The 22,640-nt window shown below is 73.7% G+C and carries 23 protein-coding genes and 1 pseudogene; 10 read left to right on the forward strand and 14 right to left on the reverse strand.

What is annotated here, in order from left to right; translation table 11 throughout:
* Nucleotides 1–171: 171 nt before the first annotated feature.
* Nucleotides 172–519, reverse strand: a pseudogene (locus ACZ6EM_RS39285) (NAD-dependent epimerase/dehydratase family protein); the annotation flags it as partial.
* 245 nt (nucleotides 520–764) lie between these two features.
* On the opposite strand from ACZ6EM_RS39285, the gene ACZ6EM_RS39290 reads away from it, so the two are divergent.
* Complete coding sequence (locus ACZ6EM_RS39290; RefSeq protein ID WP_465774578.1) at nucleotides 765–1,529, forward strand: hypothetical protein; 765 nt, start codon at nucleotides 765–767, stop codon at nucleotides 1,527–1,529.
* 772 nt (nucleotides 1,530–2,301) lie between these two features.
* On the opposite strand, the gene ACZ6EM_RS39295 is transcribed toward ACZ6EM_RS39290, so the two are convergent.
* The 8 genes from ACZ6EM_RS39295 to ACZ6EM_RS39330 form a co-directional block, all read right to left on the reverse strand.
* A complete protein-coding gene (locus tag ACZ6EM_RS39295; RefSeq protein ID WP_465774579.1) occupies nucleotides 2,302–3,558 on the reverse strand; it encodes a sugar ABC transporter permease in 1,257 nt (418 codons plus the stop codon).
* A complete protein-coding gene (locus ACZ6EM_RS39300) occupies nucleotides 3,555–4,346 on the reverse strand; it encodes an ATP-binding cassette domain-containing protein (RefSeq protein ID WP_401053644.1) in 792 nt (263 codons plus the stop codon). The genes ACZ6EM_RS39295 and ACZ6EM_RS39300 overlap by 4 nt, the downstream gene beginning before the upstream one ends.
* Before the next feature lie 106 nt (nucleotides 4,347–4,452).
* Nucleotides 4,453–5,550, reverse strand: coding sequence for a sugar ABC transporter substrate-binding protein (locus ACZ6EM_RS39305; protein ID WP_359912969.1), 1,098 nt, complete (start codon nucleotides 5,548–5,550; stop codon nucleotides 4,453–4,455).
* Between the two features lie 228 nt (nucleotides 5,551–5,778).
* Nucleotides 5,779–6,144 (reverse strand): hypothetical protein, encoded by a 366-nt coding sequence (locus tag ACZ6EM_RS39310; protein ID WP_401044167.1) that lies wholly within the window; start codon nucleotides 6,142–6,144, stop codon nucleotides 5,779–5,781.
* 241 nt (nucleotides 6,145–6,385) lie between these two features.
* Nucleotides 6,386–7,339 (reverse strand): DUF4331 family protein, encoded by a 954-nt coding sequence (locus ACZ6EM_RS39315; protein WP_465774580.1) that lies wholly within the window; start codon nucleotides 7,337–7,339, stop codon nucleotides 6,386–6,388.
* A gap of 200 nt (nucleotides 7,340–7,539) precedes the next feature.
* The gene (locus ACZ6EM_RS39320; RefSeq protein WP_401044163.1) at nucleotides 7,540–8,784 is read right to left on the reverse strand and encodes a cytochrome P450 family protein; all 1,245 of its coding nucleotides are present in this window, start codon (nucleotides 8,782–8,784) and stop codon (nucleotides 7,540–7,542) included.
* A 152-nt stretch (nucleotides 8,785–8,936) separates the two neighbouring features.
* A complete protein-coding gene (locus tag ACZ6EM_RS39325) occupies nucleotides 8,937–9,497 on the reverse strand; it encodes a GNAT family N-acetyltransferase (RefSeq protein WP_401044160.1) in 561 nt (186 codons plus the stop codon).
* Between the two features lie 8 nt (nucleotides 9,498–9,505).
* On the reverse strand, nucleotides 9,506–10,906 hold the full coding sequence (locus tag ACZ6EM_RS39330; protein ID WP_465774581.1) for an ATP-grasp domain-containing protein: 1,401 nt from the start codon (nucleotides 10,904–10,906) through the stop codon (nucleotides 9,506–9,508).
* Nucleotides 10,907–11,068: 162 nt separating this feature from the next.
* On the opposite strand from ACZ6EM_RS39330, the gene ACZ6EM_RS39335 reads away from it, so the two are divergent.
* The 3 genes from ACZ6EM_RS39335 to ACZ6EM_RS39345 all read left to right on the forward strand — a co-directional run bounded on the left by ACZ6EM_RS39335 (nucleotide 11,069) and on the right by ACZ6EM_RS39345 (nucleotide 12,760).
* Entirely contained in the window at nucleotides 11,069–11,680 is a 612-nt protein-coding gene (locus ACZ6EM_RS39335; protein ID WP_465774582.1) for a putative glycolipid-binding domain-containing protein, read from the forward strand.
* Nucleotides 11,681–11,815: 135 nt separating this feature from the next.
* The gene (locus tag ACZ6EM_RS39340) at nucleotides 11,816–12,304 is read left to right on the forward strand and encodes an SRPBCC family protein (RefSeq protein WP_465774583.1); all 489 of its coding nucleotides are present in this window, start codon (nucleotides 11,816–11,818) and stop codon (nucleotides 12,302–12,304) included.
* A gap of 201 nt (nucleotides 12,305–12,505) precedes the next feature.
* On the forward strand, nucleotides 12,506–12,760 hold the full coding sequence (locus ACZ6EM_RS39345) for an acyl carrier protein (RefSeq protein WP_359912992.1): 255 nt from the start codon (nucleotides 12,506–12,508) through the stop codon (nucleotides 12,758–12,760).
* 95 nt (nucleotides 12,761–12,855) lie between these two features.
* Here ACZ6EM_RS39345 and ACZ6EM_RS39350 read toward each other — a convergent pair whose 3' ends face one another.
* Nucleotides 12,856–13,191, reverse strand: a complete 336-nt coding sequence (locus ACZ6EM_RS39350) for a cupin domain-containing protein (protein WP_359912995.1) — start codon at nucleotides 13,189–13,191, stop codon at nucleotides 12,856–12,858.
* A 71-nt stretch (nucleotides 13,192–13,262) separates the two neighbouring features.
* Here ACZ6EM_RS39350 and ACZ6EM_RS39355 point away from each other — a divergent pair, with 71 nt between their 5' ends.
* The 4 genes from ACZ6EM_RS39355 to ACZ6EM_RS39370 all read left to right on the forward strand — a co-directional run bounded on the left by ACZ6EM_RS39355 (nucleotide 13,263) and on the right by ACZ6EM_RS39370 (nucleotide 17,996).
* Nucleotides 13,263–14,237 (forward strand): helix-turn-helix domain-containing protein, encoded by a 975-nt coding sequence (locus ACZ6EM_RS39355; RefSeq protein WP_401044151.1) that lies wholly within the window; start codon nucleotides 13,263–13,265, stop codon nucleotides 14,235–14,237.
* A 208-nt stretch (nucleotides 14,238–14,445) separates the two neighbouring features.
* Nucleotides 14,446–15,552 carry an RCC1 domain-containing protein gene (locus tag ACZ6EM_RS39360; RefSeq protein WP_401044148.1) on the forward strand — a complete coding sequence of 369 codons (1,107 nt, stop codon included), beginning with the start codon at nucleotides 14,446–14,448 and terminating at the stop codon, nucleotides 15,550–15,552.
* A gap of 86 nt (nucleotides 15,553–15,638) precedes the next feature.
* The gene (locus tag ACZ6EM_RS39365; protein WP_401044146.1) at nucleotides 15,639–16,139 is read left to right on the forward strand and encodes a peptidylprolyl isomerase; all 501 of its coding nucleotides are present in this window, start codon (nucleotides 15,639–15,641) and stop codon (nucleotides 16,137–16,139) included.
* A gap of 243 nt (nucleotides 16,140–16,382) precedes the next feature.
* Complete coding sequence (locus ACZ6EM_RS39370) at nucleotides 16,383–17,996, forward strand: serine hydrolase (RefSeq protein WP_465774584.1); 1,614 nt, start codon at nucleotides 16,383–16,385, stop codon at nucleotides 17,994–17,996.
* Nucleotides 17,997–18,071: 75 nt separating this feature from the next.
* Here the strand turns inward: ACZ6EM_RS39370 and zapE are convergent, their stop codons facing one another.
* Together zapE and ACZ6EM_RS39380 are read right to left on the reverse strand one after the other, a co-directional pair.
* Nucleotides 18,072–19,148 carry a cell division protein ZapE gene (zapE, locus tag ACZ6EM_RS39375; RefSeq protein WP_465774585.1) on the reverse strand — a complete coding sequence of 359 codons (1,077 nt, stop codon included), beginning with the start codon at nucleotides 19,146–19,148 and terminating at the stop codon, nucleotides 18,072–18,074.
* Nucleotides 19,149–19,327: 179 nt separating this feature from the next.
* Complete coding sequence (locus ACZ6EM_RS39380; protein ID WP_401044135.1) at nucleotides 19,328–19,843, reverse strand: DinB family protein; 516 nt, start codon at nucleotides 19,841–19,843, stop codon at nucleotides 19,328–19,330.
* A 285-nt stretch (nucleotides 19,844–20,128) separates the two neighbouring features.
* Between ACZ6EM_RS39380 and ACZ6EM_RS39385 the strand changes: the two genes are divergently transcribed.
* Nucleotides 20,129–21,091 (forward strand): phosphatidylinositol-specific phospholipase C, encoded by a 963-nt coding sequence (locus tag ACZ6EM_RS39385; RefSeq protein WP_465774586.1) that lies wholly within the window; start codon nucleotides 20,129–20,131, stop codon nucleotides 21,089–21,091.
* 56 nt (nucleotides 21,092–21,147) lie between these two features.
* On the opposite strand, the gene ACZ6EM_RS39390 is transcribed toward ACZ6EM_RS39385, so the two are convergent.
* Together ACZ6EM_RS39390 and ACZ6EM_RS39395 are read right to left on the reverse strand one after the other, a co-directional pair.
* The gene (locus ACZ6EM_RS39390; RefSeq protein ID WP_452180057.1) at nucleotides 21,148–21,357 is read right to left on the reverse strand and encodes a DUF397 domain-containing protein; all 210 of its coding nucleotides are present in this window, start codon (nucleotides 21,355–21,357) and stop codon (nucleotides 21,148–21,150) included.
* Complete coding sequence (locus tag ACZ6EM_RS39395) at nucleotides 21,342–22,181, reverse strand: helix-turn-helix domain-containing protein (protein ID WP_452180056.1); 840 nt, start codon at nucleotides 22,179–22,181, stop codon at nucleotides 21,342–21,344. The genes ACZ6EM_RS39390 and ACZ6EM_RS39395 overlap by 16 nt, the downstream gene beginning before the upstream one ends.
* Before the next feature lie 118 nt (nucleotides 22,182–22,299).
* Here ACZ6EM_RS39395 and ACZ6EM_RS39400 point away from each other — a divergent pair, with 118 nt between their 5' ends.
* Nucleotides 22,300–22,500 carry a hypothetical protein gene (locus tag ACZ6EM_RS39400; protein ID WP_452180055.1) on the forward strand — a complete coding sequence of 67 codons (201 nt, stop codon included), beginning with the start codon at nucleotides 22,300–22,302 and terminating at the stop codon, nucleotides 22,498–22,500.
* Nucleotides 22,501–22,640: the final 140 nt, after the last annotated feature.

Raw genomic sequence — 22,640 nt, forward strand, 5'->3', positions numbered from 1 at the left:
GATGGACGAATCGGGTGGGGGGGTGGGGGGGAGGGGGGGGGGGGGGGGGGGGGGGGGGGGGGGGGGACGGGGGGGGGGGGGGGGGGGGCCCCCCCCCCCCCCCCCCCCCCGCCCCCGCCTCGGGTGCCGGTGTCAGACCTGGTGGCGGTCCGGCGCGAGCAGGTGCAGGTGCTCGGCGTCCCGGCCGGAGGCGACGATCAGGGCCTCGGCCAGGCCGTCGATCGACACCTCGCCGCCGGTGCCGAGGTTGACGGTCCCGCCGAGCGCGCGGTCGGCACGGGCTGCCAGGAAGCCCTCCGCGGTGTCGGTCCCGTAGGTGAAGTCGCGGGTGGGAGTCGTCGAGCCGAGCCTGATCTCCCGTGCACCGGATTGGAGTTGGGCCAGGATGGTGGGGATCGCGGCGTGGGCCGACTGGCGCGGGCCGTAGGTGTTGAACGGGCGGACCACCGAGGCCGGCAGTTCGAAGGTGTGCCAGCAGGAGAGCACCATCATGTCCGCGCCGATCTTCGAGGTGGAGTACCGGGGGGGGAGACGCCATCACCCGGCGCGCAGCCGCACACGCCGCCCCCGGCGGCGAGCTGACGACGGCCGACCGGGGAACGGTCCTGCTGGGTCCGCGAGGTGGGCAGGGACGCCGACTTGTCCGATGCCGGCCCTGTTGCGTGTGAGGGCGTGGAGGAAGGGTGCGGCTCCGCGGGGGTGCACAAGGTGACCCGGCCGTCGGGGCGCCGGTCCTGCGCGGCAGGGTGTGAGAGCCTGACCCGGTGCTGGACGACGGACATGGCGGGCGGACAGCGGCCCGGCCGCAGTGGTGGGCCGCCTACCTGACGCGGCATTGCGCGGTGGCCGACACCGAGCGCGAGCTGGTCGCCGGGTGGTTCGGTACCGGTGCCGCCGAGGCCGACGCCGCGTGGGAGGCGGCGATGCTGGAGGGGCTGGAGGCGCGCCTGCCCTTCGGCGGCGGGCACGCGGTGCACATGTACAGCTGCGACCTCCCCACGGACCGGGGAACGGAGTACCTGGTCGTCCACCCCGACTGGGGCCGGGTGCGGGGCCGTCTCGCCGCCGTCGACACCCGCCTCCCGGAGCCGGAACACCAGCAGGGACCGGGCCTGTCCTGGCGGGAGCTGATCCACGTCGCCAACACGCCCGACCACGCCGCGCCCGGTGTGCACGACCCGTCGGTGCGGCTGCTGCTCCTGCTGCCGACCCTCGGCGACGCGCAACTGCCGCCGGACGCCGCGGAGGTGGTGCGGGCGGCGCTGGCCGCGGTCGGGACACCACCGGAGGGCGCGGCGCACCTTGCCGCCTTCGTCCTGCGGCACCTGCGCTGGGCACCCGCGCGCTGGAGCGCACCGCAGGGCCGGCGATGGGGCCGGCCCCGGGCAGGGCGGGAGCGCACTGTCGCCGGGATCCTGCGGTGCGACGTCCCGGGAAGCCCGCGGTTCGCCCGGCAGCTCGCCCACGGCATCACACCCGCGCAGGGCAGGCGACTCGCCCGGGCGCTCGGAACCTGGCAACCGCGGTGACGGCCGTCCACCGGGCTCTCCGTCACGGGCCCGGTCGACGGCTCGGTCGACGGCTCGGCCGGGCACCGTGACAGGGGCCGGGGAGGGCTCAGAACCGCTCCGGAACGACGTTCACGCCGGCTGCGAGCATCTCGGCAGTGATCCGCCGCGCCAAGGTGTCGTTGCGGATCAGCAGGTGCGTCCACGGCGCGTCCCGGCGCTGGACCACATGGCCGCCGCCGCTCTCGTGGAGCTGCCACCGGTCGCGTTCCGTGGTCCACAGGTACTGGTAGCCGCCGAGGGCGCGTTCGGCCTCGGCGGCTTCCGCCGCGGCCCGGGTCCGACGGCCTGCCGGCGGGGGTGGCGGGGGTGGCTCGCAGGGTGACGGCCGTCAGGTAGCCGTGCCGGTCCTGCGGCTCGATCGAGAGTTCCGCGGGCAGATCGTCGCCCAGGGCCTCCAGCACCTCGATCGCCGGGTGGCCGAAGAGATCGACGTCGGCGAGGACGACGGGCGTGCCGCCCGGTACGTGCGAGGCCGACCGGCTGCGGCTCAGCACGACGGACCGCAGGACGGGCTCGGTGGGCTCCGCCTCGGCCCCGTCCAGCTCCTCGGCCCGTCCAATTCCTCGTCACCGGCGGTCACTTCGATGTCCGCCCAGCGGGCGGTGCGGCTCCGGGCCGTGTCGGTCACGGGCCTCGGCCGGAGCGGGAGGCAAGCTCCGGAGTGGGAGGCGGGCCGCGAAAGGGCCCGGCGCCCCGCCGCATCGCGGGGCGCCGGGCCATTCGAACTTCCCTACCGGCGGCCGGTGGTGCGGGTGCGGCGGGTGAGGGAGTCGAGGACGACGGCGGCCAGCAGCACCGCGCCGGTGATCATGTACTGGATGGCCTGGGCGGCGTGGACCATGTCGAGGCCGGTGGTGATGGACTGGATGACGAGGATGCCCAGCAGGGCGGACCAGGTCTTGCCGCGCCCGCCGAAGAGGCTGGTGCCGCCGATGACGGCCGCGGCGATGGCGCTCATCAGGACGTTGCCGCTGCCCAGTTGCTTGTCGGCGGAGCCCTGCTGGGAGGCGTAGAACAGGCCGCCCAGGCCCGCCAGGAACGCGGAGAGCACGAAGACGGAGATCCGTACCCGGGCGACGTTGACGCCCGCGCGCCGGGCGGCCTCGACGCCGCCGCCCACCGCGAAGACCTGGCGGCCGTAGCGGGTGCGGCGCAGCACGAAGTCGGTGGCGAGGACGGCGCCGAGCAGGACGACCAGGGACAGCGGCAGGCCGCGGTCCTGGTTGAGGGTGTAGGCGGTGGCGAGGGTGAGGACGGCGAGGGCGGCGGCGCGCACGGCGCTGTCGGCGGCGGGGGGTGCGGTGAGGCCGGCGGCGCGGCGCCGGCGGGCGGTGTTCAGGCGGGCGGCCAGGTAGAGGACGGGGGCGAGGACGGCCAGGGCCCAGGCGTAGGCGATGTCGCCGTCGCCGAGGAAGGTGCTGTCCAGGCCGGCGACGACGCCGCCGTGGCGGTTGTTGACGGTGCCGCCGTCGCCGAGCACGTACTCCTGCAGGCCGCTCCAGGCGAGCATCCCGGCGAGGGTGACGACGAAGGCGGGCACGCCGACGCGGGCGAAGAACAGGCCGTGCAGCAGCCCCATGACGCAGGCCGCGCCGAGGGCGGCGAGGATCGCCACCCACTCGCTCCAGCCCTGGCGCACCGTCAGCACCGCCGCGATGGCGGCGCCGGCGCCGGCGACCGAGCCGAGGGAGAGGTCGATCTCGCCGAGGATCAGCACGAAGACGACGCCGACCGCGATCAGGCCGGGCCCGGCGATGAAGCGGGTGATGTTGGTGAGGTTGTCGGCCTGCAGGAAGTGGTGGGTGACGGACTGGAAGACGACGGCGATGACGACCAGGCCGACGACGACCGGCAGCGAGCCGAGCTCGCCGGAGGCCAGGCGCCGGCGGGCGGCGCGCAGTTGGCCGGCCCAGCCCGGTTCGGTCTGCTGCAGCCTGGGGTCCGGCGTGGCCGCGGGGGCGGGGGCGGGTGCTTCGGGGGTGCTCACAGGGCCTCGGCCTCCTCGGTGTGCCCGGTGCGGCGGGCCCGGCGGGCGTGGGCGTTGTCGGTGGCGCCGGTGATCGCGGCGACGATCTGTTCCTGGGTGGTGCCGGCCACCGGGAAGACGCCGTTGTTGCGGCCCAGGCGCAGGACGGCGACGGTGTCGGCCACCGCCCGTACGTCGGCCATGTTGTGGCTGACCAGCACGACCGCCAGGCCCTGCCCGCGCAGCCGCTCCACCAGGTCGAGGACCTGGGCGGTCTGTTCGACGCCGAGGGCCGCGGTGGGCTCGTCCAGGACGACCAGGGCCGGCTCGCCGACCAGGGCGCGGGCGATGGCCACCACCTGGCGCTGCCCGCCGGACAGGGCGGCGACGGGGGTGCGCACGTCGGGGATGCGGATGGAGAGGGTGTCCAGCAGCCGGCGGGCGTGCTGTTCCATGGCGACCTCGTCGAGCAGGCCGCGGCGGCGTTTCTCGTGGCCGAGGAAGAGGTTGGCGATGACGTCGAGGTTGTCGCACAGCGCGAGGTCCTGGTAGACGGTCGCGATGCCGAGGGCGGTGGCGTCCTGGGGGCGGGCCAGGCGCGCCGGCTCGCCGTGCCAGGCGAGGGTGCCCTCGTCCACGGGGTGGACGCCGGCGATGGTCTTGACGAGGGTGGACTTGCCGGCGCCGTTGTCGCCGACGAGGGCGAGCACCTCGCCGGCGTGGACGGTGAGGTCGACGTCGGTGAGGGCCTGGACGGCACCGAAGCGCTTGGAGACCGAGCGCAGCTGCAGGACGGGTGCGCCTGTCACGGGAACAACCACCTTGGGGGAGCGGCTACTTGGTGTGATAGCCGAGGCCTGCTGGAGAGGGGCCTGCTGAAGGGGTCCTGCTGGAGGGGGTCCTGCTGGAGGAGGCCTACTTGAGGCCGGCGGCGGCGCACGCGGCGGCGTAGTCGGCGGTGCAGATGTCGGAGACCTTGTAGATGCCGTCGGCCACCACGGTGGTGGCGATGGTGTCCTTGGTGACGACCTTGGCGTCCAGCAGCTTGGACGGGATGTTCTTGGCGGTGGCGCTGTCGACACTGTCGGGGGCGATGCTCTTGACGTCCTTGCCCCGCAGCAGGGCGACGGCCAGTTCGGCGGCGGTGTCGGTGATCGGGCGGTAGGCCTTGTAGATGGTGTAGGCCTGGTCGCCGTTCACGACGCGCTGGATGGCGTCCAGGCTGGCGTCCTGGCCGCCGACGGGGATGTTGATGCCGGCGCCCTTGAGCTGGGTGATGATGGCGGCGGCCATGCCGTCGTTGGCGGAGTAGACGCCCTGGAAGCCGTTCTTGCCGAACTCGGTGACGGCGGCGGAGATCTTCTGCGCGGCGACGGCGGCGTTCCACTGCCCGGACTGCTCGTAGACGACCTTCTTGATCTTCCCGTCGAGGGCCTTGTGCGCGCCGGACTTGAACTGCGCGGAGTTCGGGTCGGCCTCGTCGCCGTCGATCATGACGATGTTGGCCTCGGCGGCCTGCGGGCCGAGCGCGTCCAGCAGGGCCCGGCCCTGGAGTTCGCCGACCTTCTCGTTGTCGAAGGAGGTGTACGCGGCGACCGGGCCGCTGGCCAGGCGGTCGTAGGCGAGGACCTTGACGCCCTTGGCGGCGGCCTCCTCGACCCAGCTCTGGGTGGAGTCGGCGTCGTACGGGTCGAGGATGATCACCTTGACGCCCTGGGTGAGCAGGGTGTCGAACTGCTGCTTCTGCTTGGCGGCGCTGCCCTCGGCGTTGTTGTACAGCACCTTGCACTGCGCGCACAGGGACTTGACCTTGGCCTCGATGAACGGCCGGTCGAAGGACTCGTAGCGCACGGAGGAGGCGTTCTCGGGCAGCAGCAGGCCGATGGCGTCGGGGTTGCCGGCGGCGGATGCCTCGTTCTTGGCGCCGCCGGCCTTCCCGCACGCGGCGGTCATGGACAGGGTCAGCGCGAGGCCCATGGTGGAGACGAGGGCGCGACGCAGTACGGCGTTCATCGGATACCTCTCCCTGGGATCGCCGCGGCTTCGCGGCGGGGTGGGGGGAGTTAAACCTGGGCGCGTACATGACGTCAATAAGTAAAACCAGACTCCCCGGAATCCACCACCATTCGTTATCTTCGTGAACACGCCTCGGACGGGCGGCGCGTCCGAGGCGCGGGAAAGCGGAATGCCCGCCGCTCCCCTCGGACGGCGGGCACCCCGCGGCTCTGACCTGACGGAACGTCAGGGACGGTCGAGCGTGATCGAGTTGATCGGACCCAGGTCGTCGTACACGCCGCGCTGCGCCGCGATGTCGTAGACGCAGTCACCGCCGCCCGAGGCACGGCACAGGTGGGCGTGCGCGCCGCCGGTCTGGTTGTTGAGCACCCAGTGGTTGCCGTACTGGCCGCTCAGGTTGTGCGCGCCGTAGCTCCGGTAGACGGCACTGGGGCTGACGGCCGGGTCCTGGTCCTGCGGGTAGACGCAGACCGCCCCGGACGGGCAGCCCGCCCAGTCGCCGGCCGCGGCGCCGGCACTGCCGGCCCCCATCGTGGTCAGCGCGGCGGCGGCCATGGCCAGGGCGGCGACGGCGTGGGTGATCCTGCGCATGAGTGGTTCTCCCTTGGCTGGTACGAGGACGGACGACCCGTCCGTCCGGTGCCCGTCAGCCTAGGAATCCGGCGCCCGCAGCGGTCCCTGACATCTGACAGGGGCGCGCCTGCTTGCCCCGCGAGCCGGAACCCTCCACCGGGCGGAACCCTCCACCGGGCGGAACCCTCCACCGGGCGGAACCCTCCACCGGGCGGAACCCTCCACCGGGCGGCGCGCTCCGCGGGGCGGGCCCCGAAGGTCAGTGCGGGTGACCCAGGTACGGGAAGGCCGGCAGCAGATCGGAGTGCGGCCCGATGTGGTCACCGGACACCTTGCCGTCGGTGAGCATCGTCAGCCGCGCCGAGGTCACGTCGTCGGTCAGCGAGCGCCCGTTCGGGTAGACGGCCGGGCGGGCCCGGTCGTAGCGCAGGACGTCCGGCAGCACGATCCGCAGCTGCGCGTGCGCCGCGTCCGTGGTGTACCCGCCGAAGTGCTGCAGCTTCGCCGTCCACGGATCGCGGTAGGTCACCCAGTCGTCCACCGGCTCCCCGGCGTTGTACGCGTCCTTCACGTCCTCCTCGTTGAAGTACGCCGTCAGCGACGGATGCGCACCCCGGTCCACCGACACCAGCCGACCGTCCTTGCGCACGCTCACCCGCGCCCACACCCCGATCTCCGGCGCCTCGCCGAACGCCGCGTCCGGCGCCTCCAGCACGATCCCGAAGACGTTCTTGTCCGCGCCCCAGTCCACCCCCGTCCACTGGAAGTCCTTCACGATCCCGTCCAGGTCCGCGAAGAACGGGTCGCTGCGCAGCCCCGCACTCACCCGGTACGACCCCGCCTCCACCACCGCCGGGGTGCCCGTGAAACTCACCGGCGCCCGCGACACCAGCACCTCACCGGTCGCCTCGTGCCCGCGCGCCCCCTCACCGGTGGTACGCCGCACCGTCATGCTCTGCGCCCCGCCCACCGGCTCGGAGAAGGTGAAGCTGTACGCGATGTCGGCCCGCTGGTCGCCGTCGGTGTCGATGTCGATCCGGTACACCGCCTCCGGATGGAAGGCCTGCCCGCCACTGGGCGCGACCGGGTTCACGTTCATGACCAGCACCGTCCGGCCCGGCTCCGGCGAGGCGAAGGCGAACAGGTCGGTCAGATCCAGGCGCGCGTCACCCTCCGGTGAGCGCAGGTTCGGTCCGCTGAGGTGGTGCGACACGACGGTCTCCGGTCTCCAGTGCTTCGCGTGCGTCCGCGTGGACACCCCCCGCCCCCTCCGGCCATTGCTAACACGACCCGCCCGTACCGGCCCGCCCCGCTGCGCCACCCGGGCGACGTCGCAAGGGCGGCACCGGACGCGTGGCGCGTGGCGGGCCGACGGGCGGGGGCGCCGGGGTGGCCGACGCTGGCGCCGGAGCGTCAGGACGCCTTCGGCGCCTGCGGGCCGAGCAGCACCGGCAGCGCCCGGTGCCCGTTGGAGATCAGCGAGTCGACCGGCTCCAGCCGCGCGTCCGGGACGAGGGCGAGGTCGGGGAAGCGCTCGAACAGCCGGCTCAGCGCGGTGCGCCCCTCCAGGCGGGCCAGCGGCGCGCCGAGGCAGAAGTGCACGCCGTGCCCGAAGGCGAGGTGGTCCTTGACCGGCCGGGTGACGTCGAAGTCGGCGCCGCTGTCGCCGTAGCGCACCGGGTGGCGCCCGGCGGCCGCGTAGGCGGCGAGGATCGCCTCGCCCCGGCGCACCGTCACCCCGCCGGGCAGCTCGATGTCCTCCACCGCGTAGCGCATCGGCAGGTGCGCGACCGGCGCGTTGCGGCGCAGCGCCTCCTCGACGACGTCGTCCCAGCCGGCCTTGCCCGCGCGCACCAGGGCGAGCTGCCCGGGGTGGGTGAGCAGGTCGGTGATGCCGTTGTCGATCAGGTTGACGGTGGTCTCGTAGCCGGCCGAGACGATCAGCAGCACGGTGTCGCGCAGTTCCTCCTCGCTCAGCGCGCGGGAGTCGCCGTCGCTCTCGTGGTCGCGGGCGGCGATCAGCGCCGAGGTCAGGTCCTCGCCCGGTTCGCGGCGCTTGGCGGCGATCAGCTCCTCCAGCAGGGCCAGGAACGCGGTCACGGTGGCCGCCGACTCCTCGGCGGACAGGGTGGTGGAGAAGACCTTGTCGACCATGCCCCGGAACGTGTCCGTGATGCTGTCGGGCAGGCCCAGCAGCCGGGAGATGACCTGGATCGGCAGCGGGTAGGCCAGGCGCTCGCGCAGGTCCACCACCTCGCCGGGGGCGCAGGCGGCCAGGCCGTCCAGCAGGGCGTCGGTCAGCTCCTCGACGCGGGCGGTCATGGTGGCGACCTGGCGGGCGGTGAAGGCGCCGCCCACCAGCCGGCGCAGCCGCCGGTGGTCGGCGCCGTGCGCGTTGAACATGTTGTGCGCGCTCACCCAGATCGCCAGCGGCCAGGTCCGCACCACCTCGGCGAAGTCCGGCCAGTGCTGCGCGCCGTCCTTGGAGACGCGCGGGTCCTTGGTCAGCTCCTCCAGCAGCACCGGGTCGGACACCGACCAGGCCCGCACGCCCAGGATGTCGACGGGCGTGGCCGCTCCGCGCGCGCACAGCTCGGCGCTCTCGGCATCGCGGGCGCGGCCGGTCGGGTCCAGTACGAGACGCTCCACGGGGTCCACGGGGGTTCCTCCACTCGACGCGGGGACGGTGCGCGGCCGCACGCCGCGCACCGGGACACGAGGATGCTCGCCCGCGGCGGTCCGCGTCGAGAGGGCGTGGCGGTCGGCGCGTCGTCGCGGGCCGGCCCGGCCGGGGCACGGGCGGGCACGGCTCACGCCCGCACGCGGTCCGCCTCGTGGACCCGCGGCGGCGCCACCGCGCTCGTGGCGCGTTCGAACAGGGCGCCGCTGCGGCTGTGGGCCACCGTGCGCACCCAACGCCAGCCCTGCGCACGGTAGTAGGCGTGCAGGGCGGCGTTGTCGCTCCACACGTTCGCCCGCAGCAGTCCGGCGCCCGCCCGCGCGGCCCGCCAGGCGGCCCAGTCGCCCAGACGGGCGCCGATGCCGCGCCCGGCGTACCGGCGGTCCACCGTGAAGGAGCTCACGTAGCGGGCCGGGCGGGCGAGTTCCTCGCCGCTCCACAGGCGGGGGCTGCCGGTGGGGCGCAGCGTCACGGTGGCGACGGCCTCGCCCTGCGGCGCCAGCGCGGCGACCACCGTCGCGCCCCGGGCGATCAGCGTCAGGCCGCGCTCGGGGTCGTACGGGGCCGACCACTGGGCCGAGCCGTGCTCCAGCGCGATCCAGGCGGCCGCCTCCGCCCGCAGCGCGGCCAGCCGGGGCAGGTCGGCGGGCACCGCGGCGCGGACGTACAGCGGCACGGGTGTCCTCGGCACGGGTCTCCTCACCGCGACGCGCAGGGGACGGCGGTTCCCGCGGGTTCGTCGAGGGGTTCGAGGACGAAGCCCGCGCGCAGGGCGTCCACCAGCCGCCGTCCGGGCGCGGTGAGCGCGGTGCCGTCCGGGGTGGTCAGCGGGTGCCGGGCCACGACCCGGGCGAGCGGCACCCCGGGGAGCAACACCGTCCCGGGGGAGGGCAGTTGCAACAGCACGCAGTCGTCGGGCCCGCACTCCAGCAGACCGAACCCGGCGCCGCAGTACCGCAGCCGCCCGTCCTTGAGCCGGTGCAGACCGCCGCCGGGCGCCGCCGCCACCCGCACCGGGGCGCCGGTGTGCCGCACCACCAGCTGCACGGCGCCCGCCGCGTCCGTGCGCGGCTCGCCGCCGGTGGCGTGCCCGTAGAGCTCCAGGACGTGGCGCAGCGCGGACGGCAGCGCGTGCTCGGCCAGTTCGAGCTCGCCCAGCAGCCAGGTCGAGCCCTGCATGCGGCAGTTGAGCTCCAGCAGCAGCGGGCGCTCGTCGTCCAGGACGAAGTCGGCGCCGAACAGGCCCCGGTAGCCGAGCGCGGCCAGCGCCTCGCCGACGCGCCGCGCCGCGGTGCCGGCCCGGGCCAGGGCGAGCGGCGACAGCAGGGCCGGGGCCGCGAAGTCGCAGCCGGAGTAGGCGCCGAAGGGCGCGCCGATGCCTTCGACGCGGGTCAGCTGGACGGACGGGCGCAGCACCCGCACCGTGCTGTCCGCCGAGACCAGGACGTGCAGGTTGACCGCGACGCCCTCGACGTAGCCGCTCACCAGCCAGGGCCCGCCGCCGGCCCGGCGGATCGGCTGCAGCTGCGCCTCGTCGGTGACCAGGTGGGTGCCCTTGCCGCTGGAACCCGTCGGCGTCTGCACCACGTAGCGGTCGCCGAAGCGCCGGCGCAGCTCCCGGTGGTCGAGCGCCGGGACCACCGCGTCGGACGGCGTCACCGCCCCCACCGACCGCAGCCAGGCGCGCTGGGCCCGCTTGTCGCCCAGCACCGGCAGGGCCAGCCGCGGCGGCTCCGCCAGGCGGGCGCCGAGCACGTCGAGTGCCGAGCGCCACTCGGGTTTCATCGCGGTGTAGGGCAGCAGCGCCAGCTCCCGGCCCCGCCAGGCCCCGGCGCTGGCGCCGGTGCGGGCGATCCGGCGCAGCACCTCGTGGACACCGGCACCCAGCGAGGTGTGGTCGCGCACCCCGCTGGCCGGCTCCAGCGCATGGAAGAGCGCCCCGAACTCGCCCTCCCAGCCCGCGTCCGCGCCCTCCACGCTCAGCACGGCGGACAGGCAGCCGGTGCGCAGCAGCGGCAGCACGAACAGGGGGCGGGCACAGCACGACAGCCCGGGCACGGCCCGCAACCGGGCCACCGCTTCGTCACAGGATGTGATCACCCACGCGATTATGGAGAGCCCGGGACGGCGCCCACCGCCGCCGCGCGCCCCATCACGCCCCGCACGAGGCACTCCCCGCCCCCACCCTCACCCGTACGAAGGATCCGCCCGCGTTGACGGCCCGTCGGGGCCGCTGTCGGCACCCGGCAGTACCGTGCACGAATGAACAGCCGCACCGACCGCACCGACCAGGCCGACAGCGCCGCCGCCCGCACCGCCGCACCCACCTGGCGGGTCACCGAGACCGCCGGCCTGGAAACCTCCTGGATCGACCTGCGCCCCACCGCCCTGACCGCCCGCGGCCGCGTCGCCGCCGCCGAACCGGCCCCGTACTGGCTCGACTACGAACTCGACACCGGCGACGGCTTCACCACCCGCCGCATGCACGTCACCGCCCGCACCCCGGACGCCGTCCGCACCCTCGACCTGCGCCGCGACGAGACCACCGGCCACTGGACCGTCGACGGCACCCCGCGCCCCGACCTCGACGGCGCCCTCGACTGCGACCTCGGCCTGTCCCCGCTCACCAACACCCCGCCCGTCCTGCGCCACGCCCTCCACCGCGGCCCGGGCGAACACCACTTCCTGATGGCCTGGATCCGCGTGCCCGAGCTGGTCGTCGTGCCCTCCCGCCAGACCTACACCCACCTGCGCCGCCACCAGGACGGCCGCGCCACCGTCCGCTACGCCTCCGGCGACTACCGGGCGGACCTGCTGCTGGACGCGGACGGCCTGGTCGCCGACTACCCGGGCCTGGCCCACCGCATCGCCTGACGGCCCCCGGCCCGACGGCCCGGCCAGGCCCGACGGCCCGGTCCGGCCCGACGGGGCGCCCGACCTGACGGGGCGCCCGGTTTTCCCGCCCGGTACGCTCGGGCGCATCCCCCGACCCGCCACGAGGAGGCCCCGATGCCCTGGTTCGCACTGGAGCGCTTCGACGCCTCCTTCTTCGACACCGCCCCGCACCGCCACCGCCACGTGATGGACCTGCCGGTGGCACCGCGGAGCGTGTGGGCGGGGCTCGCCGGCCCGGCACCGCTGTCCTGGTGCCGGGGCCTGGCCGGCGGCCGCTACATCTCACCGGCCCCGCACGGCGTCGGCACCACCCGGGAGATCACCGCGCTCGGGACGCTGCGGCTGCGCGAGGAGTTCACGCTCTGGGAGGAGGGCACGCGGCACGCGTTCCGCGTCACCGAGGCCTCCCTGCCGCTGTACCGGCGCTTCGGCGAGGACTACCTCCTCGAACCCCTCCCGGGCGGCGGCACCCGCTTCACCTGGACCTTCGCCTACGAGCCGGCCCCACTGCTGCGCCGCCCCGCGGCACTGACCGACATGCCCGGGGCGGCCTTCCAGCGGACGCTGATCGCCGACACCAAACGGCACTTCGGCGCGGCCTGAGCCCGCCGGGCCACGGGCGCCCGGACCTGAGCCCGCCCGGCCCGGCGGGCCGTCCCGACCATCCCCGTGAAGGCCTCACACGTACGAGTGAACGAGCTGGACCGGGCGCCTGGCGACCACGTACAACTGCGCCCACAGGGCCACCCGTCGAACGACCCGACCGCCGTCGGCCCTGCCACCCACGCACCCCCGGAGGGCCCGATGGCCACGGAGATCACCTACGAGGAACTGGCCACCCTGGTCAGGACCCGCGCCGGCGTCCAGGTCACCGCCGAGGAACTCGCCGACCCCGGCCGCATGTTCCTCGACCTCGGCGTCGACTCCCTGGGCGTGCTGGGCGTCCTCGCCGACCTGGAGAACCGCTACGGCGTCTCCCTCGACAGCTCCGACCTGCTCGGCCGCCCCGTCGCCGAGTTCCTCAAGGACGTCAACGCCTCGCTGAACCCCGGCTCCTGACCGGCCCGGAGCGGGGCGGGAAGCCCGGCCCCGGCGGCCCCGGCGGCCTCCCGCTCCCGCTCCCGCTCCCGCTCCCGCTCCCGCTCCCCGCGGCCCTACCCCTGCGGGTAGAACACGAACAGCGTGCAGCCGACGGCCGTCGACGGCACGTGCCACGACCCCGCCGGAGCGTGCAGGAACGTACCGGCCGGGTAGTCCCGCGCCCCGTCGTTGAAGACGCCCGCCACCACGAACACCTCCTCCGGCCCCGGCTCGTGGACGTCACGGTGCGGCCAGCGGGAGCCCGCCGCCATCTCCAGCACATGGGCGTGCGCGCCGTCCGGCCCCCGCCACAGGGCCCGCAGCCGGACACCGGGGAACAGCTCGCGGACCGGGGACTCGTCGACGGACACGGACGTGTAGCCCTGCTGGGCAAGGATCTCCGGGTACATGCCCGCAACGGTGCCGCGCCCCGGCCGGCCCGGACAGGCCCCACCGCGACACCCTGGGGTACTTTCCTGCCATGCACCGCGTGGTGGCCCTGGTCCGGCCCGTCCAGTCGACCTTCGAACTCGGCTGCGCCGCCGAGGTCTTCGGCACACCGAGACCCGGCCTGCCGCAGCACTACACCTTCGCCACCTGCACGCAGGTCCCCGGCCCGGTGCCCACCACCGGCGGCTACACCATGTCCGTGCCGCACGGCCTCGACGCGCTCGACACCGCCGACACCGTGATCGTCCCCGGCTGGCTGCCCGTGGACGAACCCCTCGCCGACCCCGTGCGCCGCGCCCTGCTGCGGGCGCACGCCCGCGGGGCCCGGCTGGCCGCCATCTGCTCCGGAGTGTTCGCCCTGGCCCGCACCGGACTGCTCGACGGCCGCACCGCCACCACCCACCGGGCCCGCGCCGACCAGCTGCGCCGCGCGTACCCCCGGATCCGGGTCGAGCCGCACCGGCGCTACGTGGACCACGGCGACGTCGCCACCAGCGCGGGCGCCGGCGCCGGCCTCGACCTGTGCCTGCACCTGGTCCGGCGCGACCACGGCGCCGCCCACGCCGCCGCGCTGGCCCGGCACATGGCGATGGCGCCGCACCCCGACGACGACCGCACGCCGTACGCGCCGGCGTCGTCACCTCCGCCGCCGTCACCGCCGGTGCCGGTGCCGGTGTCGTCGGGGCAGGCGCTGGACGGCCTGCTCGCCTGGGCCGACGAGCGCCTGGGCACGCCCCTGTCGGTCGAGGCCCTGGCCGCCCGCCTCGGCGTCTCGCCCCGCACCCTGGCCCGGCGCTTCGCCGACCACCTCGGCACCAGCCCGGGCGCCTGGCTGCTCGCCCGCCGGCTGGCCGCGGCCCGCGTCCTGCTGGAGGACACCGACCTGCCCGTCGACGCGATCGCCGCCCGCGTCGGGCTGACCTCCGCCGTCAACCTGCGCCGCCGCTTCCGTGCCCGTACCGGCACCACCCCCGGCGCCTACCGGCAGGCCTTCCGCACCCGCTGAGCCGTACGTCCCGCGCCATGCGCTGCGGGACGTACGGCCGTCGGCCGCGCCGGAGGGCCGCCATCACCCGATCGAGTGGCCGGCGCCGCCGTTTCCCGTGCCGGTGACGTGCGCGTGGGTAGCGTCGGTCCATGATCGTGGACTCGTCAACAGATCTGACATGTCGACGATTTGACTTATTGTCATACAAGTAAAGAGGCATCGTCGCATGGCAGAGAAGCGCCTGAAGTCCTGGGGCAACAACCGCTCCGGCCAGCTCGGGGACGGCACCTGGGCCGACCTCCGCACCACGGCCACCGCCGTGCTCGGGCTGACCAGCGCCGACGTGGTGAAGATCGCCGCCGGCGGGGCCGGTGCCACCCTCGGCCACGGGCTGGCCCTGCTGGCCGACCGCACGGTGCAGTCCTGGGGCGTCAACGGCTCGGGCCAGCTCGGCGACGGCACGGTGTTCAGCCACAACGCGCCCGGCCAGGTGGTCAATCTCGCCGACGCCACCGACATCGCCGCCGGCGGCGCGCACAGCCTCGCCCTGCTCGCCGACGGCACCGTCCTGGCCTGGGGCCAGAACAACCACGGCCAGCTCGGCAACGGCACCGGCGCCGACAGCGGCGTCCCGGTGCGGGTCGAGGGCCTCCACAAGGTCGTCGCCATCGCCGCCGGCCTCCACCACAGCCTCGCGCTGCGCGAGGACGGCACCGTCTGGGCCTGGGGCTACAACAGCAACGGCCAGCTCGGCGACGGGACTTCGACCAACCGCGGCCTCCCGGCGCGGGTCGTCGGACTGACCGGCGTCAGCCGGATCGCCGCCGGCGCCAGCCACAACCTCGTCCTGGTCGGCACGCCCGGCAGCGGCGCCGCCGTGAAGGCCTGGGGCTACAACGCCACCGGCCAGCTCGGCGACAACACCACCATCAACCGCTACACCCCCGTCACCACCCACGGGGCCTGGACCGGCGGGGTCACCCGGATCGCGGCCGGGTGCAACCACAGCATGGCCGTCGTCGACACCGACCACCGCCTCAAGGCCTGGGGCCAGAACACCGCCGGCCAGCTCGGCGACGGCACCACCGTCTTCCGCGTCACCCCCGTCACCGTCCCCGGCCTGAGCGGCGTACGGCTGGTGGCCGGCGGCCGGGAGCACACCGTGGCCCTGTCCGGGACCAGCACCGTGCACTCCTGGGGCAGCAACGGCTCCGGCCAGCTCGGCGACGGCACCACCGCCGACAGCAGCACCCCGGTGCCCACCCTCACCGCCCTCACCGGCATCGACAAGCTCGCCGCCCCCGTCGGCGGCGACTTCACCCTCGCCAACTGAGGCGCCTCGACGGTGCCCGGCCGTCCCTCCTGTCACAATGCGCGTGAGCAATCCGTAGCCGCCGCAACCCGTACAGTGAGGTCATCGTGTCGAAGGTCAAACTGAGCACCAACCACGGCGACATCGTCCTGCGCCTCGACGCGGAGAAGGCCCCGGAAACGGTGGAGAACTTCCTCCAGTACGTCCGGGACGGCTTCTACGACGGGACGGTCTTCCACCGGGTCATCAACGGCTTCATGGTCCAGGGCGGCGGGATGGAGCCCGGCATGAAGCAGAAGAAGACCCGCGCCCCCATCCAGAACGAGGCCGACAACGGCCTGAAGAACACCAAGTACACCGTCGCGATGGCCCGCACCGGGGACCCGCACTCGGCCACCGCCCAGTTCTTCATCAACGTCGCCGACAACGACTTCCTCGACCACAGCGGCAAGAACGCCCAGGGCTGGGGCTACGCCGTCTTCGGCGAGGTCGTCGAGGGCCAGAACGTCGTGGACGCCGTCAAGACCGTGCCCACCGGCTCCAGGAGCGGCCACCAGGACGTCCCCAAGGAGGACGTGGTCATCGAGAAGGCCGAGGTCGTCGAGTAGGACGGCTCCGTCGGCCAGGGGCGGGGGAGCAGGCGCGCGCGGGAAGTCGGCCCGGCCGACTTCCCGCTCCGCACCGCCCGGCGCAGCCCCGGCGTGTCGCCCCGACCCCTCCCCGCCGCCGGACGGGTGAATGCGCCCACGGCGGTGCGCGGCGCCCGCCCGGGCCGCGCCGGGCCGTCGAATACTCACGTACTCACGCGATGAGGCGCACGGCCCGTGCCGCCCGGACGAGGGAGGACCCGCATGCACCGCCGCACCGCCGCCGGGCCGGGCCACCGCATCGCCGCGCCCCTGCTGGCCGGCCTGCTGCTCGCCGGGTGCACCTCCGCAGCCTCCGACCCCGAGGCCGCCCCCGGCACCGTGCCCACCGCGCCGCCGCAGCCCTCACCGCAGCTGACCGACCAGCAGGTCGCCTCCGCCGTCGACCGGATCGACGCCTACGTCCAGGACGCCCTGCGCAGGACCGGCGTGCCGGGCCTGGCCCTGGCCGTCGTCCACCAGGACAAGGTCGTCCACGCCAAGGGCTTCGGCGTCCGCGAACTCGGCAAACCGGACACCGTCACCCCCGACACCGTCTTCCAGCTCGCCTCCGTCTCCAAACCGATCGCCTCCACCGTCGTCGCCACGGCCGTCGGCCAGAAGTCGGCCGCCTGGGACGACCCCGTCACCGCCCACGACCCCGGCTTCGCCCTCGCCGACCCCTGGGTCACCGGCCACGTGACGATCGCCGACCTCTTCTCCCACCGCAGCGGCCTGCCCGACCACGCCGACGACCTCCTCCAGGACCTCGGCTACCAGCGCGACTACATCCTCCAGCACCTGCGCGACCAGCCCCTCGCCCCGTTCCGCGCCAGCTACGCCTACACCAACTACGGCCTCACCGAGGCCGCCGTGGCCGTCGCCAGGACCAAGGGCGCACCCTGGGAGACCCTCTCCTCCGACACCCTCTACAAGCCGCTCGGCATGACCTCCACCAGTTCCCTGCGCTCCGCCTACGACAGCGCGGCGAACAAGGCCGTGCCGCACGTACGCAAGAGCGACGGCACCGGCTGGCAGGTCAGCACCACCGAGAACGCCGACCCCCAGTCCCCGGCCGGCGGCGTCAGCTCCACCGTCCAGGACCTCTCCCGCTGGATGCGGCTGCAGCTCGCGGGCGGCTCCTTCGAGGGCCGGCAGATCGTCGACACCGCCGCGCTGAGCGAGACCTGGCTGCCGCACAGCCTCTCCAACCCGCCGGCCGCGCCCGCCGGCAACCCCGGCCAGTACGGCCTGGGCTGGAACGTCGGCCGCGACACCCGCGGCCGGCTGCGGCTCAACCACTCCGGCGGCTTCGCACTGGGCGCCGCCACCGTCGTCACCCTGCTGCCCGCCGAGCAGCTGGGCATCGTCGTGCTGACCAACGGCCAGCCCACCGGCCTGCCCGAGGCGGTGGCCGAGGAGTTCTTCGACCTCGCCCAGGAGGGCCACGAGACCGTCGACTGGCTCGCCTTCCTCGGCAAGGTCGTCCCCGCCGCCCTCCTGAGCGGCGTCTCACCCACCGACTACACCAAGCCCCCGGCCGACGCCGCCCCCGCCGAGCCCGACGCGGCCTACGTCGGCACCTACGCCAACGGCCACTACGGACCGCTGACCGTGACCACCGGCAACGGCGGCGCCCTGGTGATGAGCCTGGGCCCGGAGGACCTGCAGTTCCCGCTCCAGCACTACGCCGGGGACGTGTTCAGTTTCCGCACCCGCGGGGAGAACGCCGTCGGCCTGTCCGGGGTGACGTTCACCGTGGGCGCCGACGGCCGGGCCTCCACGGTGGTGGTCGAACAGCTCGACCACGAGGGCCTCGGGACCTTCACCCGCAGCTAGGGCGGCGGCTCCGGCGCTCCGGTGGGCCACCGCCCTTTCCGCCGGTGGCCCGGGGGCGGTGGCCCGGTGGGGTGCTCAGCCGGCGGCCTCCCGGACCGGCTGCCGCAGGAGGGCGAGGCGGCTGGCGGTGCGGTCGAGGTCGCGCATGAGGGCGGAGCCGGCGGGGAGGCCGGCGAGCGGGTCGGCGCCGATCAGGACCAGGCGGACGTCGCGGTCGCAGCAGACGTCGACCAGATTGGCGAAGCGCCGGCGGCCGTCGGGGGACGCCTCGGCGAGCGGCGGGACGCCGTCGAGGACGACGGTGGGGAAGCGGTCGGCGAGTGCGAGGTAGTCCGCGACGGAGGTGAGGCCCTCGCACAGCTCCGGGAAGCCGAACCACACGTGGTCCTCGCGGACCGCCCGGGCCGGCAGCTCGCGGTGGTGGGCGGCCACCGGACCCGCCTCCTCGGGCCGGGGCGCCGTGAGGCCGGCCGAGGCCTCGTCGCCGGGGCGGAGCCGGGCGCCGAGGCCGAACCCGTGGGCGCGCTCCGACCCGGGCAGGCGCCGGAAGTCGACCTGCCCGCAGACGTCGACCACGTCCATCCGCTCCTCGATCAGCCTGATCGTCGGCTCGAAGAGGTGGTGGTACAGCGGGTCGGGCATCAGCCCGGCGGGCGGGTAGTTGGACGTGGTGACCAGGGTGATCCGCCGGTCCAGCAGGGTGTGCAGCAGACGGGCCACCAGCATCGCGTCACCCGCGTCGTGGGCGTGGAACTCGTCGAAGACCAGGACCCGGCAGTCGCCGAGCAGCTCGTCCACGGCCCGGTCCACCGCCGCGCCGTCCGCGCTGCGGCTCCCGGCGTGGTGGGCGACGCCCTCGTGCAGCCGGCGGAAGAAGTCGTGGAAGTGCAGCCGCCGCTTGCGCGGGGTCGCCAGCCCGTCGAGGAAGGTGTCCACCAGCCAGCTCTTGCCGCGGCCGACCGGGCCCCAGAGGTAGAGGTGCCGCGGACCGCGGCGCAGCCGCCAGGCCGGGTGGGCCAGCTCGCCGGCCAGCCGGCTGAGCCGCTCGACCGGGAGCTCCTGGGCGGGGTCGAGCGTGAACCCGCGCTGCCCGGCGGCCCGGTGGAAGTGCCCGCGCATCGCCTCGTACTGCTTCTGCACCCTGTCCGTCACGGGTCCGGACCCTAGCAGGGCGTCATCGGCATCCGGATCACCCGGAGTTGCCCGGTCCCGGTCCCCTTCACGGCTGGTCCGGCGCGGGACGGGACCTGACGGAGCGTCCCGCACCCGCCGGCCGCGGTTCCCGCTCCCGGGCCGTCGGCCGGCGGAAGCGGTGACGTCCGGTGGAACCGCTAGTAGTAGCCCTTCGAGCCGTCGAGGAGTTCGCGGACGATGTCGGCGTGCCCCGCGTGGCGGCCGGTCTCCTCGACGAGGTGGATCAGCATCCAGCGCAGGTTGGCGCCGCCGGCGCGGAAGCCGGGCTTGCGGCCGACGTCGTCCAGGGAGGCCGCCGCGACGATCTCGTTGCTGCGGGCGCACTGGGCCTCGTACTCCGCGAGCAGGTCGGCGAGGGGGCGGCCGTCGGTGTGCCAGTCGGCGTCCTCGGTGGACTCGTCGAAGGACGGATTCTGCTTCTGGTCGCCGCCGAGGAACATCACCTCCAGCCAGAGGTGTTCGGTCCAGCGCATGTGCGACAGGAGGCCGGCCATCGTCATGGCCGGCGAGGTCGGGACGACCGCCCGGTGCGCGTCCCGGTCGTCCAGCCCCTCGCACTTCCAGCGCAGGATCTTCCGTTGCAGGTCCAACCAGCCGATGAGCGCGGTGCGTTCGTCCGCCTGGAGTGGGGGGCGTTCCAGTTCCGATGCCATGGCGGTGCAGGCTACCGAGGCGTCACGTCGGACGCACCGGGTTTTCCGCGTGCCGCCCGCCGCGCCGGGCGCGGGCCGGTCCACCGGGCATGCGTGGGCACGCCGGTCGTGCGCGGGAAGTCGGCCCGGCCGACTTCCCGCTCCTGGGCCGCTCGCCGGTCGGCGGTGCGGTGCGGGTGGCCGTTCGCGGACGATGAACCGGCTTCGGGCGGAGGTCCGTTGGAGTGGAAAGGAGAACGTTCACGCCCGATCACCATCGGGGCCCCGAGTCCGGAGGCTTCTTGCATGTCGATCAACCGTAGGACCCTTCTCAGGGGCGCAGCGCTCGCGGCCACGACCGGTGCCCTGGGCATCGCCGGCTCGGGCGCGTCGGCCGTCGCCGCGCCGGACCGCCTCGTCCACCGCCCCACCGACAGGTGGATGTCGTTGCTGGGCGACAACGTGAAGCTGTCGCAGCTGACGATCCCCGGAACCCACGAGACGTGCGCGCTCTACGACGGCGGCGCCTTCGGCTTCGCCCAGTGCCAGGAGTGGCGCATCCCCCAGCAGCTCCAGGCGGGCGTGCGCTTCCTCGACATCCGGTGCCGGGTGATGGGCGACGTCTTCACCATCCACCACGACAAGATCTACCAGAACATCAACTTCGGCGACGTGCTGAACCTTTGCATCGACTTCCTGAAGTCGAACCCCCGCGAGACGATCATCATGCGGGTCAAGAAGGAGTATACCGAGGGGCAGGACTACCGGTTCAGCGAGATCTTCAACTACTACATGGACGGCATGGACGGGAAGGGCAACTACCGGCCCTGGTTCTGGCTCCCCAAGGCCGGATCGCTGCCCGGCGGGCTGCCCACGCTCGGGCAGGTGCGGGGCAAGATCGTCCCCATCATGTCGGACTTCACCTGGGGCGACGGGCGCTACGACCCGCTGCGGTGGGGGGACGACTCCCGGATCTGGCTGCAGGACGCGTGGAGCGACGGGTCCAGCCGCAAGGTCCAGCGGGTCAGGGAAGGGCTGGACACGGCGTTCTACGGCCAGAACGACGGCAAGCTCTACCTCCACTTCGCCAGCTCCAGCAGCTTTCCGGAGACCCCGTACAGGATCGCCAAGGTCGTCAATCCCTCCATCCAGGACTACCTGACGCCGCGCATCTCCCAGCGCGGGCACTACGGCGTGATCGCGATGGACTTCGTGGACGAGCGCAAGGACCTGCTGCAGATGATCGTCGACTGGAACTTCGGGCTCTGACCGCAGCCACCGGCCCCGCCGCCCCTGGGCTGGGGCGGCGGGGCCGGTGGCTGCGGTCAGCGGGCGTCGAACTCGCCGGTGCGGACGGCGGTGACGAAGGCCTGCCAGGCGGAGGCGGGGAAGAGGAGGGCCGGGCCGGAGGGGTCCTTGGAGTCGCGTACGGGCATGACGCCGGCGAAGCCGTCGGCGACCTCGATGCATGCGCCGCCGTTTGTGCCGCTGTATGAACTCTTCCGCCAGGAGGCATCGGTCAGGTCGACGTCCACTCCAGGTCCCTCCTTGCTGCACGGATGAAAGCCAACGACTCGGCCCGGCCGAGGGCTTCGACCGCAAGTCGATCGTATCCCTTGGCCAGCACGGCAACTGACTTGGTATCGCGATCGATGTAGCCACGCTGCTCAATCTCGCCGTAAGCAAGAATTTTGCGCGTCGGCATGGTAAGGAGGTGCACCATGTGCGTAAGCGACCGGTCCGCGCCGAGGGTGAACGGTACTACCTGAATGATTACTTCAGGTCGATCGGCCAACTCCTCAAGCCGGAGCAACTGTTCGACCATGACGTCTCGCCCCCCGACGACCCTCCTCAGGCAGCTCTCGTCCAGCACCACGTGCACAAGCGGAGGCGTGGCCCGCTCCAGGAGCTTCTGGCGGGCGAGCCTGAACTCGATGCGTTCCTCGGCCAGTTTCGGGGTCGAAATGCCTTGCCTGACGGCACCCAGCTGGATCGCGGTCGCATACGCCCTGGTCTGTAGCAGACCGGCGATGACGTCGTTCTCGAAGATCCTGATCTGCTCCGCGAGCGCCTCGTACCGGGCGTACTCCGGAAAGCCCTCCAGGATTGCGACGTTCTTCAGCTGATACCACATCAGCATCATGGTGCCGCCCGTGTCGAGCGCGATGTCGGAGAGTTCGGCGAGCTTGCGACTCGGGGGTCGGTGTGCAAGTTCGACGTAGGACAGGTGCGAGGGGGAGCACCCGATGAGCGGGGCCAGCTCCTCCTGGAGGAGGTCCTTGGCCTCTCGGAAGGCGCGGAGTTGGATTCCGAAGGGCGCCCACGGGCTCGACTCGGGGTCGATCTTCTTCTTGTTCACGGCAGCTCTCAACTTCCCTGTGGCCCCTCGGCAAGTAGCAGGCCGCTTCCGATGCTAGGTGACCTTGCGCCACCATGTGCACAGAACGTGAAACTCCGATCGCAGAGGGTTCCCTTCCATGCACCACGACCAACTCCCTCGCCTCCACGGCTACGGCGTCCGGTTCGACACCACGGCCGACCGCTACCGGGTCCGCAACGAGCTCACCGGGGAGTGGCTGTGCCGGCCCACCGGCGAACTCGCCGCCTTCACCTTCTTCGGGGACGCCTACAGCGCCTGGCGCGCCTTCGAGGTCCACAAGCGGCCCGGGGAGAAGTGAGATGTCCTCCACCCTCTCCCGCGCGACCGCCGAGCAGCGCCGGCAGGCCGCCGACGTCCTGGACGACCTCGCCACCGTCCTCGCCCTCGGCGGCGTCGAGCTCCCCACGCTCGAAGTCGACTGGGCGGACGGCCGCCTGA

It is taken from the genome of Kitasatospora sp. NPDC041917 (assembly GCF_055589745.1).